At 63.2% G+C, this 14,483-nt stretch carries 15 protein-coding genes; 7 read left to right on the top strand and 8 right to left on the bottom strand.

What is annotated here, in order from left to right; translation table 11 throughout:
* Nucleotides 1-69: 69 nt before the first annotated feature.
* Both AC1RL5_RS28955 and AC1RL5_RS28960 read right to left on the bottom strand, forming a co-directional pair.
* Nucleotides 70-264: a hypothetical protein gene (locus AC1RL5_RS28955; RefSeq protein ID WP_011062291.1), complete on the bottom strand. Its 195-nt coding sequence runs from the start codon at nt 262-264 to the stop codon at nt 70-72.
* A gap of 248 nt (nt 265-512) precedes the next feature.
* Nucleotides 513-881: a hypothetical protein gene (locus AC1RL5_RS28960; RefSeq protein ID WP_015636359.1), complete on the bottom strand. Its 369-nt coding sequence runs from the start codon at nt 879-881 to the stop codon at nt 513-515.
* Nucleotides 882-1,130: 249 nt separating this feature from the next.
* On the opposite strand from AC1RL5_RS28960, the gene AC1RL5_RS28965 reads away from it, so the two are divergent.
* Entirely contained in the window at nt 1,131-1,949 is an 819-nt protein-coding gene (locus AC1RL5_RS28965) for a shikimate 5-dehydrogenase (protein ID WP_145714198.1), read from the top strand.
* Between the two features lie 110 nt (nt 1,950-2,059).
* Here AC1RL5_RS28965 and AC1RL5_RS28970 read toward each other — a convergent pair whose 3' ends face one another.
* On the bottom strand, nt 2,060-2,710 hold the full coding sequence (locus tag AC1RL5_RS28970) for a YceH family protein (RefSeq protein ID WP_011062288.1): 651 nt from the start codon (nt 2,708-2,710) through the stop codon (nt 2,060-2,062).
* A 220-nt stretch (nt 2,711-2,930) separates the two neighbouring features.
* Entirely contained in the window at nt 2,931-5,450 is a 2,520-nt protein-coding gene (locus tag AC1RL5_RS28975; protein WP_145714200.1) for a flavin-containing monooxygenase, read from the bottom strand.
* A gap of 177 nt (nt 5,451-5,627) precedes the next feature.
* On the opposite strand from AC1RL5_RS28975, the gene AC1RL5_RS28980 reads away from it, so the two are divergent.
* Entirely contained in the window at nt 5,628-6,650 is a 1,023-nt protein-coding gene (locus tag AC1RL5_RS28980) for an AraC family transcriptional regulator (RefSeq protein ID WP_123577722.1), read from the top strand.
* Nucleotides 6,651-6,722: 72 nt separating this feature from the next.
* Complete coding sequence (locus AC1RL5_RS28985) at nt 6,723-7,232, top strand: DUF1993 domain-containing protein (protein ID WP_011062285.1); 510 nt, start codon at nt 6,723-6,725, stop codon at nt 7,230-7,232.
* Nucleotides 7,233-7,295: 63 nt separating this feature from the next.
* Here the strand turns inward: AC1RL5_RS28985 and sstT are convergent, their stop codons facing one another.
* On the bottom strand, nt 7,296-8,525 hold the full coding sequence (sstT, locus tag AC1RL5_RS28990) for a serine/threonine transporter SstT (RefSeq protein WP_123577721.1): 1,230 nt from the start codon (nt 8,523-8,525) through the stop codon (nt 7,296-7,298).
* Nucleotides 8,526-8,866: 341 nt separating this feature from the next.
* Here sstT and AC1RL5_RS28995 point away from each other — a divergent pair, with 341 nt between their 5' ends.
* Nucleotides 8,867-10,024, top strand: a complete 1,158-nt coding sequence (locus tag AC1RL5_RS28995) for an MFS transporter (protein WP_123577720.1) — start codon at nt 8,867-8,869, stop codon at nt 10,022-10,024.
* Here the strand turns inward: AC1RL5_RS28995 and nhaR are convergent, their stop codons facing one another.
* Nucleotides 10,025-10,930 (bottom strand): transcriptional activator NhaR, encoded by a 906-nt coding sequence (nhaR, locus tag AC1RL5_RS29000; RefSeq protein ID WP_019092849.1) that lies wholly within the window; start codon nt 10,928-10,930, stop codon nt 10,025-10,027.
* Between the two features lie 134 nt (nt 10,931-11,064).
* On the opposite strand from nhaR, the gene AC1RL5_RS29005 reads away from it, so the two are divergent.
* Nucleotides 11,065-11,316: a hypothetical protein gene (locus AC1RL5_RS29005; RefSeq protein WP_011062281.1), complete on the top strand. Its 252-nt coding sequence runs from the start codon at nt 11,065-11,067 to the stop codon at nt 11,314-11,316.
* 30 nt (nt 11,317-11,346) lie between these two features.
* Nucleotides 11,347-12,102 carry a TerC family protein gene (locus tag AC1RL5_RS29010; RefSeq protein ID WP_011062280.1) on the top strand — a complete coding sequence of 252 codons (756 nt, stop codon included), beginning with the start codon at nt 11,347-11,349 and terminating at the stop codon, nt 12,100-12,102.
* 79 nt (nt 12,103-12,181) lie between these two features.
* Here AC1RL5_RS29010 and AC1RL5_RS29015 read toward each other — a convergent pair whose 3' ends face one another.
* Nucleotides 12,182-12,352, bottom strand: coding sequence for a hypothetical protein (locus AC1RL5_RS29015; protein ID WP_176876783.1), 171 nt, complete (start codon nt 12,350-12,352; stop codon nt 12,182-12,184).
* A gap of 222 nt (nt 12,353-12,574) precedes the next feature.
* Between AC1RL5_RS29015 and AC1RL5_RS29020 the strand changes: the two genes are divergently transcribed.
* A complete protein-coding gene (locus AC1RL5_RS29020; protein WP_011062278.1) occupies nt 12,575-13,249 on the top strand; it encodes a peptidase C39 family protein in 675 nt (224 codons plus the stop codon).
* A gap of 53 nt (nt 13,250-13,302) precedes the next feature.
* Here AC1RL5_RS29020 and pbpG read toward each other — a convergent pair whose 3' ends face one another.
* A complete protein-coding gene (gene pbpG, locus AC1RL5_RS29025; protein WP_011062277.1) occupies nt 13,303-14,241 on the bottom strand; it encodes a D-alanyl-D-alanine endopeptidase in 939 nt (312 codons plus the stop codon).
* Nucleotides 14,242-14,483 lie beyond the last annotated feature (242 nt).

The raw sequence follows: 14,483 nt of genomic DNA on the forward strand, positions 1-14,483 counted from the left end.
CCCAAGTGCTACGAAAAATCACCCAATCTGATAGTGGACATTGATGCCGGTGCTACCGCAGCCGGCAGTTCAGTCCACCACCTGGTCGAGCATGTGCAGCACTTCCTGCTCGTTGAGCAGGCCCTTGCGCACCAGGTTCTGGGCCAGCAGCGAGAGGAACTTGGCGCTGCGGTGGCCTTCCAGGTGCTTGAGTTCGGTCAGGGCGTCGTACACCCGGCTGGAGGTGCAGAGGCCGGCGACGCGGTGCGGGTTTTGCGTGGGCATGGATTCGTCCTTGTTGTTATGGGCCTGTGGCGAGCGGACTGTGTCGATCTTGTCGTCCTTGAATGACACAAACATGACAGTCGCATGTCGCTCACCGCAGCCGTGGGATCAGTACACTATTGCCGGATTTAAACGCAAATACTGTTCCAGTCACGACATGCTTGAGAATTATTCAGACATTCGGATAGTGGCAAAATGCAACAAGCCCCGCTTTGGGGGCGGGGCCTGTTGTTTGATTCTGCTTGCGCTTACCAGCGGCCGGGACCCGGGCCGTAGTAGTAATGCGGGTGGCCGTAGTAACCGCGAGGTGGCCCGTAGTACACCGGTGCCGGGCGGTAGTAGACCGGTTGCTGCACATAGACCGGTGCCGGCTGGTAGTAGACCGGTGGTGGCGGTGCGGCATAGACCGGCTGCGGTTGGACATACACCGGCGCTTGCTGCACATAGACCGGGCGATCCTGGTTGGCGATCACCGAACCCACTACGGCAGCGCCGACAACAGCACCCAAGGCGGCGGGCCCGACCCAGCCACCACCACCGTGGGCTGAAGCCTGGCCTGCGACAGCGAGTGCACCAATGAGCAAGGCTATCTTGGGGATTTTGGAGATCATGGTCATTCCTCGGTTCAACCCCAGCGTTTATGGTCTGCACCAGACTCAAGAACTGACGCGGGGATACTTCTAAGACAGCGGTTCCTGCGAAATCTGCACAGCCACTGAGTAAATATTGTGTAAGGTCTGTACCGGTCTCTTTACCGTCATCCCTGGGCGGTGGCGAAGGCCGGTGAACACGCGCCGATATGATCAGGCCAAGCGGCGCGCCAGACCAATCCCGTCCATCTGAAAGTGCCGAGCGAGGAAACCGATATGCAAATGAACCCCAACAAAGACACTCAGTTGTGCATGTCCTTGTCCGGGCGCCCGGGGAATTTCGGCCTGCGTTTTCACAACCACCTGTATGAGCAGTTGGGTCTCAATTTCTACTACAAGGCCTTCAGCAGCCAGGACCTGCCCGGCGCCGTAGCCGGGATCCGGGCGCTGGGCATCCGCGGTTGCGGGGTGTCCATGCCGTTCAAGGAAGACTGCATCGCCCTGGTGGATGAGCTGGATGCCTCGGCCCGGGCCATTGCCTCGATCAATACCATCGTCAACACCAACGGCCATCTCAAGGCCTACAACACCGACTACATCGCCGTGGCGCAATTGTTGGCGGGCCACGGGGTGCCTCGAGAGTCGAGCTTTGCCCTGCGCGGCAGCGGCGGCATGGCCAAGGCCGTGGCCAGTGCCTTGCGTGATGGTGGTTATGCCAACGGGGTGATCGTGGCCCGCAACGAAGTGGCCGGGCGCGCCCTGGCCAGCTCCCTGGGTTATGAGTGGCAGGCCGAGTTGGGCAGCCTGCGGCCGCAGATGCTGATCAACGTCACCCCGATCGGCATGAGCGGCGGGCCAGAGACGCAGCAGCTGGCGTTCGACGCCGAGGCGATAAAGGCGGCGCAGACGGTGTTCGATGTAGTGGCGGTGCCGCCGGAGACGCCGTTGATCCTGCGGGCCCGGGCCGAGGGCAAGCAGGTCATCACCGGGCTGGAAGTGATTGCCATCCAGGCGCTGGAGCAGTTCGTGCTTTATACCGGGGTGCGCCCAAGCGAAGAGCAGTTCCAGAAGGCCGTGGCCTTCGCCCGCCCCTGAGCCCGAAGCCCTGTCACCGCTGCCGCAGGCCGCGACAAGGCCCGCAGGGCCAGCAGGGCCCTGAAGCCCCCTTCGAGGTCGATCGCAGCCTGCGGCAGCGGCTCCGGGGTTCAGCCTTCGAGTTGGGCCAGGCGCTCTTCCAGGGCAGCGATCCGCGCTTCCAGTTCTTCGATGCGTTCCACTGAAACCGCGCCGCCGGCGCTGCGCTCAACCGGGTTGCTGCGGGCGGCGAGGATTGCCTCGATGTCCGCCGGGTCACCCAGGGCGTGGGTATAACGGTCTTCGCGCTGGCCGGCCTGCCGCGGAATGTGCAGGGCCAGGCCCCGGGCAATCAGGCGTTCGAGCTGGTGCAGGACCTGCTCGCTGTCTTCGAAATCATGCATGCGCCCGCTACGGGTCAGCAGTTCGTTGACCGTCTGCGGGCCACGCAGGAACATCAGGCCGCACAGGATCAGTTGCGCCGGCACCAGTTCCAGGGCCTTGTCCAGGCGCTGTTCCCAGCGGTCGGCGCGGCTGCCCATCACCAGGCGGGTGAAGCCCCGGGCTTCGAGGGCACGCAGGCTTTGCCCGACCTGGCCCTGGGTCAGGTTCATCACCGGTTCGCGGCTGGTTTTCTGATTGCAGGCAATCACCAGGGCGTTGAGGGTCAGGGGATAGGTTTCCGGGCTGGTGGCCTGCTTTTCGATCAACGAACCCAGGATGCGGATATCGGTACTGCTCAAGCGCAGTGCTTCACCGGGTGTGTCGTGCTCGCTGCTCATAAGTGCTGGTCCCTTGGTCACTGATGGATGGATCGTGAAAAAAACGCCACCGGGCGCTGGAACAGCGTCCGGGTTTTCTGCGTGGCCGGGTCGGCCACTTTCGAGGGGCTCTGTTTTACCTCCAGAACCCGGATCTTGCCATCAGAACTTGGCGCGGCCCGCGCCAGCGCCGGTTGACCGGGGCGCCCCCGCCACCATGCTTTGGGCGAGGGCAGCCGGTTCAGCTGGGTTGCGGATCTGTTGCAGGCTGTGTCGTACGGGGTGAGTCGGTTGCCTGCGGGGTTTGGCCCGCTGTCTCCAGGCATTGGCGGGCAAACCGGGCGAGGCCCAGCAGGGCGTTTCTCGCCGAGCGCAGGTAGAACGCCTGCAACTGGAACACGTGCCAGCGGCCCTGGTGGATTTCCAACTGGCAAGCCACCCCGGACTGCCTGGCACGCTCGGCCAGGCGCGTGGAGTCGGACAGCAGCAGTTCCTGGTCGCCCACCTGGATCAGCATCGGTGGCAAGCCGCGCAGGTCTGCTTCCAGGGGGCGGTGGCTCAGTGCTTGAACGGGCGCTGCGTAGGCCTTGAGGGCTTGCTCCAGCCAGTCGCGGCGGATCATCGGGTCGGCCTTCTGGCGCGATTGCATGCTGGCGCCGCCCAGGTCCGGATCGGTGACCGGCGACAGCAGCATCAGCCCGGCGGCAATCCCGTCACCACGCTCCTTCAGGGCCAGGGCCAGGGCCAGCACCAGGGCGCCGCCGGCGGAGTCGCCGGCAATCAGCAGCTTGTCCGCCGGGCAGAGCTGGGCGCGGATCGCGTCGTAACAGGCCAGGCAATCCTCCAGCGCGGCGGGGTAGGGGTGTTCCGGGGCCAGCCGGTAGTCCGGCACCCACACCGCGCAGCCGCTGTCCCTGGCCAGGCGGCTGGTGACGCTGTAGTGAGAGCGCGGGCTGCCCAGGCAGAAGGCGCCACCGTGCAGGTAGAGAATCACCCCCTTGGGCGCCCTGGTTCCGGGTTCGACAATCTGCAACGAGAGCCCGTCCAACTGCATGCTCCGGCGGTTCACGCCCAGGCAGCCGGGCATCAGCCATGACAACCGGTCGACTATCTTGCGCTGGCTGGCCAGGGCCCGGGGCGGGCCGATCAAGGCCCTGAAACTAACCCGCAGGAAAACCCGCAGGAAGGCTGCGTTGGCCCGCTCCAACCAGTCCCGGGGGGCGGCTATGCGTTGCCCGTCGCAGGCTGGGGATTGGGTGTCCAGCGGGCTGGACAGGCGATAGGCCGCCAGCCCGGCATAGCGCGCCAGCCAGCGGTAGGACCAGGTGAAGCCTGGCCAGTTGGTGCTGTTGTGCCCCCGTTCGTCGACATACCAGCTCTTGCAGCCGCTCCACACCGAAGTGGCCAGGCGGCGCTGGATGCCCAGTTGAAAGCGCTGGTGGCGCTGTTCGTCCACTTCCACATGGCTGGCGCCGCTGTCCAGCAGGGCCTGGCGGGCCTGCATGACGTGGGAAATCTGGCTTTCCAGCATATGGATGATGGAGTTGTGGCCCAGGTTGGTGTTGGGCCCGTAGAGCATGAAGAAGTTGGGAAAACCCGGCACGCTGATGCCCAGGTAGGCCGCCGCGCCACCTTGCCAGGCCTGGTTCAGGTCGAGCCCGTCGCGTCCGGTGATGCGCATGGGCGAGAGGAACTCGGTGGCGGCGAAACCGGTGCCATAGATGATCGCGTCCACGGCGTGTTCCTCGCCGTCCAGGGTTTCGATGCCGTGCTCTGTGATCTGCCGGATGCCTCGGGTCAGCAGGTGCACATGGGGCTGGTCGAAGGTCTTGAGGTAGTCGTTGGACAGCAGGATGCGCTTGCAGCCGATGGGGTAGTCCGGGGTCATCTGGCGGCGCAGTTCGGGGCTGGCGACCGAGGTGTGCAGCAGCTTCTTGAACGGGCCACCGACCACCCACTTGGTCAGGCCCTGCAGGCGCGTGAAGCCCAAAGCCCGGGATTCGAAGTGCAGGTAGTGGGCCGCACGCACCAGCTTCATCTTCCAGGGCTGGCGCAGGAAGCGCTGCTTTTCCTCGGCACTGTAGGGGCGGTCGGCCTTGGGCATGATGTAGGCCGGTGAGCGTTGGAAGACCTTCAGTTCGGCCACCTGCCTGGCAACCTCCGGGACGAACTGGATGGCCGAGGCGCCGGTGCCGATCACCGCCACCCGCTTGCCCGCCAGGGGATAGTCATGATCCCAGTGGGCGGAGTGGAAGACCCGGCCGCGGAAGCTGGCCATGCCCGGCAGGTCGGGCAGGGCCGGGCGGCTCAACTGGCCGGTGGCGCTGATCAGCAGGCGGGCGGCATGGCGCTGGCCATCGGCGCAGGTGACATGCCAGCAGGCATTGGCGGTATCGAATTCGGCATGGCGCACCTCGGCGCCGAAGCGGATATGGGGTTTGAGCTCATAGACGCCGGCACAATGTTGCAGGTAACCATGGATTTCTGCCTGGGGCGCGAACACTCGGGACCAGTGCGGGTTGGGTTCGAAGGAAAACGAATACAGGTGCGAGGGCACGTCGCAGGCAGCGCCGGGATAGCTGTTGTCGCGCCAGACGCCGCCCACGTCCTGGCCTTTTTCAAGAATGACGAAACGGTGCACGCCCGCCTTGCGCAGGGCGATGGCCATGCCCAGGCCGCCAAAGCCGCTGCCGATGATGATGGCCTCCAGCGGTGTGGCCGAGTCGGGGGCGGGGTGTGTAGCAGGTGCGAATTCGCGCATGACGACCTCGTTGTTATTGTTGTGCGGCGCAGGGTTGATGCTCCCGGGGCCACTTCCTTGTTTCTGCGGTGCAGCCCCGATCAGTGAAGCATGCGGGGAATAAACCGTGGACCCCATGCTGTAACGGGACAAGTGCTTTAGTATTTGGGCCAACACCTTTCTTCACGAGCCGCGCCCATGAGCACTCAGTCGTTCACCCGGGGACCTTCCAGCGCCTTGCTGCTGCTCGGTTTCGGCTGCGAAAAGGGCTTGGCGCCAGCGCGGTTGCTGGCCGGTTGCGGGCTGTCCCGGGAGCAGTTGCAAAACCCCAACAGCCTGCTGTCGGCGGCCCAGGAGTTGCGCCTGGCCAGTAACCTGCTGGCGCTGCTCGGCCAGCCCCGGGGCCTGGGGTATGCAGTGGGGGCGCGTTATCACTTCTCCACCTATGGCCTGTTCGGCTACGGCCTGATCAGCAGCGCCACCCCGGCGGATGCCCTGGCCCTGGCCTTGCGGTTCCTGCCGCTGACCTACGCCTTTGCCGAGATCGGCTACCGGTTGGAGCCGGGGCTCGGGGTGCTGACCTTTGCCGAGCCTCGGGTGGCGGACCCCTTGTTGGCGCAGTTCCTGTTACAGCGGGACATGGCCGCCGCCGCGACGCTGATGCAGGAAATCGTCGGTGCGGATTTTCGCCTGCTGCGTTTCGGTCGCAGTGTCAGCCTTGAGCTGGAAGGCGACGAGCCGGCGCAGATTCTCGGGGTGCCCGCCGACTATCGGGCCGACGCCAATACCCTGGCCTTCGACCGGCGTTTCCTGCACCGGCCCTTGCCCCAGGCCAACCCGCTCACGGTGGCCATGTGCGAGCAGATGTGCGCGCAGTTGCTGGAGCGGCGACAGGCCCATCAGGGGGTTGCCGCGCTGGTCCGCCAGCACCTGGATGCCCTGCCGGCGGCAAGCGTACCGGACTTGCCGGCCATGGCCCGGCTGCTGTGCACCAGCGTGCGGACCCTGAAGCGACGCTTGCAGGAGGAGGGCACCTGCTATCGGCAGGAACTGGCTGGGCATCGAGGCGCCCGGGCCCTGGAGTTGCTGGGCAATCCGCGGCTGAGCCTGTCCCAGGTTGCCGAAAGGCTTGGCTTCAGTGACCTGTCGAGTTTCTCCCAGAGCTTCAAGCGCTGGTTCGGCGTGGCCCCCAGTGTGTATCGCCAGGAGCGCTGCGGATAAAGGCCCCGTGCTGGCGTGCTGTGGCTATAATCGCTGCTCGCTGTATTCCCGCCATTCCCTGTCGAGACTGTCATGACTATTTCCCTGTACGCCGCTTCCGTTCCTGTCTTCAAGCAAATGCTCAATGCCTTGAGCGACGTGCTGCACAAGGCCGAAGCCCACGCCACGGCGAAGAACATCGAGCCCAACGCCCTGCTGCAGGCGCGCCTGTACCCGGACATGTTCCCGCTGGTGCGCCAGGTGCAGATCGCCGTGGACTTCGCCAAGGGCGTATCGGCGCGCCTGGCCGAAGTCGAGCTGCCCAAGTACGACGACACTGAAACCACCTTCGCCGACCTGCAGGCGCTGATCGCCAAGGTCCTGGCCTTTATCGACGGCATCCAGCCGGCGCAGATCGATGGCAAGGAAGGCATCGAGATCGTGACCCGTCCGGGCACCCCGAAGGAGAAGCGCTTCAGTGGCCAGTCCTACCTGCTGACCTACGGCCTGCCGCAGTTCTTCTTCCACGTCACTACTACCTACGCAATCCTGCGTCACAACGGTGTGGAAGTGGGCAAGCGCGACTACATGGGCGCGTTCTAAACCCCAGGCGATAAAAAAGCCCGGCCAGGTTGACCCTGGCCGGGCTTTTTTGTGGCCGTTGGATCAGGCGGCTTGCGCCTTGTCTTCCTGGGCCAGGCACGCGGCGGCGGTGAAGAGTACGTCGGTGGAGGAATTCAGCGCGGTTTCCGCCGAGTCCTGCAGCACGCCGATGATGAAGCCTACGGCCACCACCTGCATGGCGATTTCGCTGGGAATGCCGAACAGGCTGCAGGCCAGGGGAATCAGCAGCAGCGAACCGCCGGCCACGCCGGAAGCACCGCAGGCGCAGATGGCCGCGACCACGCTGAGCAGCACCGCGGTAGGCAGGTCGACGGCAATGCCCAGGGTGTGCACGGCGGCCAGGGTCAGCACGGTGATGGTGATCGCCGCGCCGGCCATGTTGATGGTGGCGCCCAGCGGGATCGACACCGAGTAAGTGTCTTCATGCAGGCCCAGGCGCTTGCTCAGTTCCAGGTTGACTGGAATGTTGGCCGCAGAGCTGCGGGTGAAGAAGGCGGTGATGCCACTTTCGCGCAGGCAGGTCAGCACCAGCGGGAAGGGGTTGCGGCGGATCTTCCAGAACACGATCAGCGGGTTCATCACCAGGGCCACGAACAGCATGCAGCCGATCAGGACCGCCAGCAGGTGCAGGTAGCCGAGCAGGGCGTTGAAGCCCGAGGTGGCCAGGGTCGAGGCCACCAGGCCGAAGATCCCCAGGGGCGCGAAGCGGATCACCACGCGCACGATGACGGTCACCCCGTTGGACAGGTCATCGAGCACGGTGCGGGTGGTCTCGCCGGCATGGCGGATGGCCACGCCCATGCCAATGGCCCAAGCCAGGATGCCGATGAAGTTGGCGTTCATCAGGGCGCTGACCGGGTTGTCCACCACGCTCAGCAGCAGGCTTTGCAGCACCTCGGTGATCCCGCCGGGCGCGCTGATGGCCACGTCGTGGGTGGACAGCACCAGGGCGGAAGGAAACAGGCTGCTGGCGATCACCGCCACCACGGCGGCGGCGAAGGTGCCCAGCAGGTAGAGCACCAGGATCGGCCGGATATGGGTTTCCTGGCCGTGCTTGTGGTTGGCGATGGAGGCCATCACCAGCACGAACACCAGGATCGGCGCCACGGCCTTGAGCGCCGAGACGAATACCTTGCCGATAAAGGTGGTGGATTTCGCCACCTCTGGTGCCAGCAGTGCCAGGGCGATACCGGCGATCAGGCCGATAACGATCTGCGTGACCAGGCTCAGGCGTTTGAGGGAATGCAGAAAGGAAGGGGGTGAAGCGCTCATAGCGGTATCTCTGTTTTTTTTAATGTGCGGAGCCTGCCGGTCGCCAGCGCCGGTGGTTGAACCGCCAGGCACAGACGCAGTCTGAAAAGGCGACGGGCGATCGAGACGTTTGAAGGGTAGACGAACTCGACAGGGCCTGTTTTCAGCAGGGGGCGGACTTTATCACAGCAGGCCGGGGTTACCGCGTCGATGTGACGATCTGCCACTTGCCCCTTGCAGAGCCGTGCACGCGGTGGTTGCCCGGAGCCGGGCGCACTCTGTTAAGATTCGCCATCCCCTTTTTCTATCCAGTCAGCGGGCCCTTCGGGCTGTCGCTGCTGTCGCTGTTTCTGGAGTTCTGCATGCTGTTGCCCATCCTGCTGCTGTCGGCCGCCGGTTTTACCGTGCTGACCACGGAGTTCATCATCGTCGGCCTGTTGCCGTCGATTGCCCGCGACCTGCAGGTCAGCGTGTCCCAGGCCGGGCTGCTGGTGACCCTGTTCGCCTTTACCGTGGCTGCCTTCGGGCCATTTCTGACCGCCTACTTCGCGCGTTTTCCCCGCAAGAAGCTGTTTATCAGCGTGCTGGTGATGTTCGGCCTGGCCAATACCCTGGCGGCGCTGGCGCCGAACATCTGGGTGATGTCCCTGGCGCGGCTGGTACCGGCCCTGGGGTTGCCGGTGTTCTGGGCCCTGGCCAGCGAGACGGCGGTGGACATCGTCGGCCCGGACTACGCCGGGCGGGCGATTGCCAAGATCGGCTTCGGCATTGTTTGCGCCACGGTGTTCGGGATTCCCGTGGGCACCCTGATTGCCGATGCGTTCGGCTGGCGCAGCGCCTTCGGTATCCTGGCGGTGGTGGCGTTCGCCAAGGCCCTGTTGCTGTTTATCTACCTGCCGCAAACCCGCCAGCACAACGAGCAGGTGAGCCTGCGGGCGCAGTTTCGCATCCTGCGCAGCCCGCTGATGCAAGGGCATGTGCTGCTGTCGATCCTGGTATTTAGCGGCATGTTCACTGCCTACACCTACCTGGCGGACATACTCGAGCGCCTGGCCGGGTTCGACGGTGCATTGGTGGGCTGGTGCCTGATGGGCTTTGGCGCGGTGGGCCTGATCGGCAATTCCCTGGGCGGCCGGGCGGTGGACCGTCACCCGCTGATCGCCTCCATGGTGTTCTGCGCGCTGATGATCGGCGGCATGGTAGCCCTGGTGCCGAGCATTCATTCGACCCTGGGGCTGGCAGCGGCCATGGCCATCTGGGGCGTGACCCAGGCGGCGATGTTCCTGGTGAGCCATGTGCGCTTGATCAAGGCGGCTCCCCAGGCGCCGGCCTTCGCCGCTTCGTTGAACATTGCCGGGGCCAACCTGGGCATTGGCCTGGGAGCAATGGTCGGCGGCCGGGTGATCGATACCCTGGGCCTGGACAGCCTGGGGTTCGCGGCCTCGGGTTTCATTCTGCTGTCGATCGCCCTGGCGCTGCTGCTGATGAAGCTCAAAGCGCCGAGTGCCTGCGCTTCCTGATCAGAGATTGAGGGGCGTGAACAATTCCCGTCGCGCCCCTTCGGTAATGGCCACGATGCCGGGGTGCTTGACCTTGCGCTCCACGGAAATGGCGTAGAACGACTCGGCCACGGCATCGGTCTGGCCAATCAGTTGCACTCCGTACTGTTGCATGACCTCGTCGGCAATCACGCTGGGGGCGATAAAGATTCCACTGCCGGATTGGCCAAAGGCCTGCATCAGGGCGCTGTCGTCGAATTCACCGATGATCCGTGGCTGCAACTGTTGCTCGGCGAACCAGCGCAGCAGGCGGCTGCGGACCACGGTTTCCTGCCCGGGAATCAGCAGTGGCGCGCCGTGCAGGCCCCGGGGGAAGTCGGCGCCGTGCCGTCGCGCCAGCTCCTCGGTGGCGAAGAAACTGATACCGCATTCCCCGAGCTTCTGGCTGTAGCCCTTGATGTCCAGGTGCGAGGGCATCGGGCTGTCGGAAATCACCAGGTCCAGGCGCTGGATGGCCAGGTCCGCCAGCAGGCGTTCGAGCTTGTCTTCGCGACAGGTCAGGCGGATCGGCTCGCTGAGCTCCATGGTGGGGGCGATCAGGCGATAGACGATGGACTTGGGCACCACATCCGCCACGCCGACCCGGAACTGGATCTGCTGTTCGTCGGGGCGGGCGCGGAGCATGGCTTCCAGCTCGCCCCCGAGCTGGAACATCTGCTCGGCGTAGGGCAGGGCCTGGCGTCCGGCTTCGGTCAGCTCCAACTGGCGGCCAACCCGGCGAAACAATTCGATGCCGTAAGTCTGTTCCAGCAGGCTGATCTGGCCGCTGATGGTTTGCGGGGTCAGGTTCAACTGGTCGCAGGCGCGGACGATGCTGCCGGTCTTGGCCACAACCCAGAAATAATGCAGCTGGCGGTAGTTGAGCATGGGCACATTCAGTTCGTAAAAAGCGAAGTATAACTGCTAAAAAAACGAATTTTCCTGAAGTATCACTCTCCTTAGAATGCCTCGCTATCGCCGGGGCCCTACTTGGTCCCGTCCGTTCTATCGAGGAATACGGTATGTCTTTCAAAACCTTGGGCGCAGCGTCGCTGCTGGCCCTGTCTATGCTGACCCTGGCGGGTTGTGACCAGGCGGAAAAAAGCGCGCAGCAGATGCTGGGCAAGGCGGCGGAGTCGGCCAAGCAGGCCATCGACGATACCCACAAAGCGGCAGAACAGGCGCTCAGCGATGCGACACAGAGCGTGACCGGCAAGGAAAAGCCAGAGGACGACAGCGAGAAGAAACCAGCGCCTGCTTCCCAGGAAATCTGATCTTTCATACAACCGAGTCAGGATTGACCCATGGATTACCTTTTACAGCTCGCTGCAAGCCCCACCGCCTGGGTCGCCCTGGCCACCCTGGTGGTGATGGAGATCGTGCTTGGCATCGATAACCTGATCTTTATCTCCATCCTCACCAACAAGTTGCCGCAAAAGCACCGGGCCAAGGCACGGCGCATCGGTATCGGCATGGCCTTGATCCTGCGCCTGGCGCTGCTCAGTACCATTGCGTTCATCGTCCAGCTCACTGAGCCGGTGATTGAAGTGATGGGGCAGAGTTTCTCCTGGAAGGACATGATCCTGATTGCCGGTGGCCTGTTCCTGGTGTGGAAAGCCACCACGGAAATCCACCACAGCATGGACCCTGAACCTGAGCAGGCCAAGAACGAGACTCCGGGCGTGGCTATCGGCTTTGCGGCAGCGATCGGTCAGATCCTGTTGCTGGACATGGTGTTCTCCATCGACAGCATCATTACTGCAGTCGGCATGACCGAGCATTTGCCGATCATGATCATTGCCGTGGTGGTGTCGGTGCTGGTGATGCTGCTGGCGGCCGAACCGCTGGCCAAGTTCATCAATGACAACCCGACCGTGGTGATGCTGGCCCTGGGCTTCTTGATCATGATCGGCATGACCCTGATCGCCGAAGGTTTCGGCGCCCATGTGCCCAAGGGCTATGTGTATGCGGCGATGGCCTTCTCGGCGGCCATTGAGAGTCTCAACATGCTGGCCCGCCGGGCCCGGCAGAAGCGTCAGGCGGCCCATAGCGACGCTTGATCCGCAGCCATGACTGGCGGCCGCCTGTACTCCTTGGAGTCAGGCGGCCGCTTTGTTTCAGGGGTAGGGGAAACCTTGATCAGTGGGCAGCGGCAGGACGTCGGGCGCTCTTTCCAGCCTTGATGGCGGTGGCTGCTTGCCGGGGCTGATGATGGTGGCGGCGGGTGATGCGCAGCACGCCCCAGAGCATAGCGGCGGCTACCGCCAGCCAGCCGAGGATCAGCATCAGGATGGTCGTTGTCAGGCTCATAAGTGCCTCCTTTATGCCCCGTGCGGGGCACACACTCTTAACAATCGACAGTCTAGTAGCCTGTGTGTTTCAAGCTATTGACCAATAGTCGAGAGTCTTCGAACACTTCGCTCTATGGTTTTCAATTAACTGGCGCCTAGCGCTATACCCTTGCCTGCGGGCGCCCTATTATCAGGGCCCCAGCCGGAGGCGGGTCGCCCGGTGTCTGAATAGAGAGCAAAGATGGTGCGGGTATTTCCTCGGTTTCGAGTGGCGCTGCTGGCCAGCGCCTGTGTCTTGGCCCTGGCCGGTTGTGCCGGTAGCGTGCAGCCTGACATCCAGCGCCTGCCGGAACGTGTCGAGCTCAACAGTGTGCCGTCTTTCCGTGGCCAGATGTACCAGAGCGGCCCAGGTGCACTGGCCAGCATGCTGTCGCAGCAGGGCGTGGTGATCACGCCCGGTCTGCTGGACAAGCCATTGCATCTGCCGGGTGCCGAGGCGCAGTTGCAGCAGAACATGCAGAACCTGGCGCGTGAATACGGCATGGTCGTCTATCCCCTGGATAACCAATTGTCGGCGTTGCTGACGCAGGTGGCGGCGGGTTACCCGGTGCTGGTGCGCTTTACCGAGGGTTCGACATTCTGGGCTGAGCCGCGCTATGCCGTGCTGGCCGGCTACAACCGCGACAAGCAGACAGTGCTGTTGCGTGGGGCGAAAAGCCGTCGGCAACTGATGAGCTTCAGCGAGTTCGAGTCATCCTGGAAGAGTGCCGGCAGCTTTGCGGTATTGATCCAGGCCCCCAACCAGTTGCCGGCCAAGGTGGATCGCCAGCGTTGGTTGAAAGCCGTCAATGAATTGGCCCAGGCCGGCCAGGAGCAGGCGGCAGCCCGGGCGAGCAAGGCACTCGACAGTCATTGAGTGTGCTACAGACAACAACGGCGCCTGAGGGCGCCGTTGTTTTTTGCCGGGTATCAGTGTGAGGCCTGGGGAGCGGCGACCTGACGGTTCTTCAGGTTCTTGTCCGCTTTGTAGCGCAGGGCGACGTCCGGTACCGAGCCGCTCTTACCGGTTTCGACCCAATTGCGGATGCGGCTGGCATCGGCGAAGTGGGTGTATTTGCCGAAGGCATCGAGAATCACCAGCGCTACCGGGCGATTACCCATGCTGGTGACCAGCACCAGGCAGTGGCCGGCCTGGTTGGTAAAGCCGGTCTTGGTGATCTTGATGTCCCATTTCTCCTTGTTCACCAGATGGTCGGTATTACGGAAGCCCAGGGTGTAGTTGGGCTTGCGAAAGGCTACGGTCTTTTCCTTGGTGGTACTCAGTTCGCTGAGCAGCGGGTACTTGCGCGAAGCCACCAGCAACTTGCTCAGGTCACGGGCAGTGGAAACGTTGTGGATCGACAGGCCTGTAGGTTCCACGTAGCGGGTGTGGGTCATGCCCAGGGACTTGGCCTTGGCGTTCATTGCTGCGATGAACGCCGCGTAGCCGCCCGGATAGTGATGGGCCAGGCTGGCGGCAGCACGGTTTTCCGAAGACATCAGGGCGATCAGCAGGGTGTCCCGGCGGCTCAGCTCACTGTTGAGCTTGACCCGGGAGAACACCCCTTTCATTTCCGGGGTATCGCTGATGTTCATGGAGATGTATTCGTCCAGGGGCAGCTTGGCGTCCAGGACCACCATGGCGGTCATCAGCTTGGTCACCGAGGCGATGGGGACTATCACGTCCGGGTTGCTGGAATAGATGACTTTGTTGGTCTGCAGATCCAGCAGCAGGGCGCTGCCGGACGCGATATGCAATTGTGAAGTGTCTCTTGGCGCCGCGGTGGTTTCGCTGGCGTCGACGCTGTGCGCGATCAGTGTGCCGGACACAGCAAACAACAAGCTGAGAATGGAGAGACGAATTTTCACGCGGGCGGACTCGATAAAGAATGGATATGCCGTTGGGTAACGGGCTTTCTGGGAAAAACGTTACATTTTATGAGTATGGCTGAAGAACTGTCGATTGTTCTTCCACGGTCAGCCGAAAGCCCTTAAAAATAAAGAAAAAACACGTTTTTTTCCTGAACGGTAGGGCTTTGCGCAGCAATGGGCGTGGGCTAAGAGTCAGGGGTGATAAAGACCCCTGGCGGCCTTTAATTTCAGAATAAAAA

This window comes from Pseudomonas sp. GW822-FHT06D10 (assembly GCF_058799535.1).

Bases quoted from the DNA above. Each gene is read 5' to 3' on its own strand.
- AC1RL5_RS28975 (WP_145714200.1), bottom strand. From the start codon at position 5,450: ATGCGCGAATTCGCACCTGCTACACACCCCGCCCCCGACTCGGCCACA.
- AC1RL5_RS29020 (WP_011062278.1), top strand. From the start codon at position 12,575: ATGGTGCGGGTATTTCCTCGGTTTCGAGTGGCGCTGCTGGCCAGCGCC.
- AC1RL5_RS29015 (WP_176876783.1), bottom strand. From the start codon at position 12,352: ATGAGCCTGACAACGACCATCCTGATGCTGATCCTCGGCTGGCTGGCG.
- AC1RL5_RS28995 (WP_123577720.1), top strand. From the start codon at position 8,867: ATGCTGTTGCCCATCCTGCTGCTGTCGGCCGCCGGTTTTACCGTGCTG.
- AC1RL5_RS28985 (WP_011062285.1), top strand. From the start codon at position 6,723: ATGACTATTTCCCTGTACGCCGCTTCCGTTCCTGTCTTCAAGCAAATG.
- AC1RL5_RS28980 (WP_123577722.1), top strand. From the start codon at position 5,628: ATGAGCACTCAGTCGTTCACCCGGGGACCTTCCAGCGCCTTGCTGCTG.
- AC1RL5_RS28965 (WP_145714198.1), top strand. From the start codon at position 1,131: ATGCAAATGAACCCCAACAAAGACACTCAGTTGTGCATGTCCTTGTCC.
- sstT (WP_123577721.1), bottom strand. From the start codon at position 8,525: ATGAGCGCTTCACCCCCTTCCTTTCTGCATTCCCTCAAACGCCTGAGC.
- AC1RL5_RS29005 (WP_011062281.1), top strand. From the start codon at position 11,065: ATGTCTTTCAAAACCTTGGGCGCAGCGTCGCTGCTGGCCCTGTCTATG.
- AC1RL5_RS29010 (WP_011062280.1), top strand. From the start codon at position 11,347: ATGGATTACCTTTTACAGCTCGCTGCAAGCCCCACCGCCTGGGTCGCC.
- AC1RL5_RS28955 (WP_011062291.1), bottom strand. From the start codon at position 264: ATGCCCACGCAAAACCCGCACCGCGTCGCCGGCCTCTGCACCTCCAGC.
- nhaR (WP_019092849.1), bottom strand. From the start codon at position 10,930: ATGCTCAACTACCGCCAGCTGCATTATTTCTGGGTTGTGGCCAAGACC.
- AC1RL5_RS28960 (WP_015636359.1), bottom strand. From the start codon at position 881: ATGACCATGATCTCCAAAATCCCCAAGATAGCCTTGCTCATTGGTGCA.
- AC1RL5_RS28970 (WP_011062288.1), bottom strand. From the start codon at position 2,710: ATGAGCAGCGAGCACGACACACCCGGTGAAGCACTGCGCTTGAGCAGT.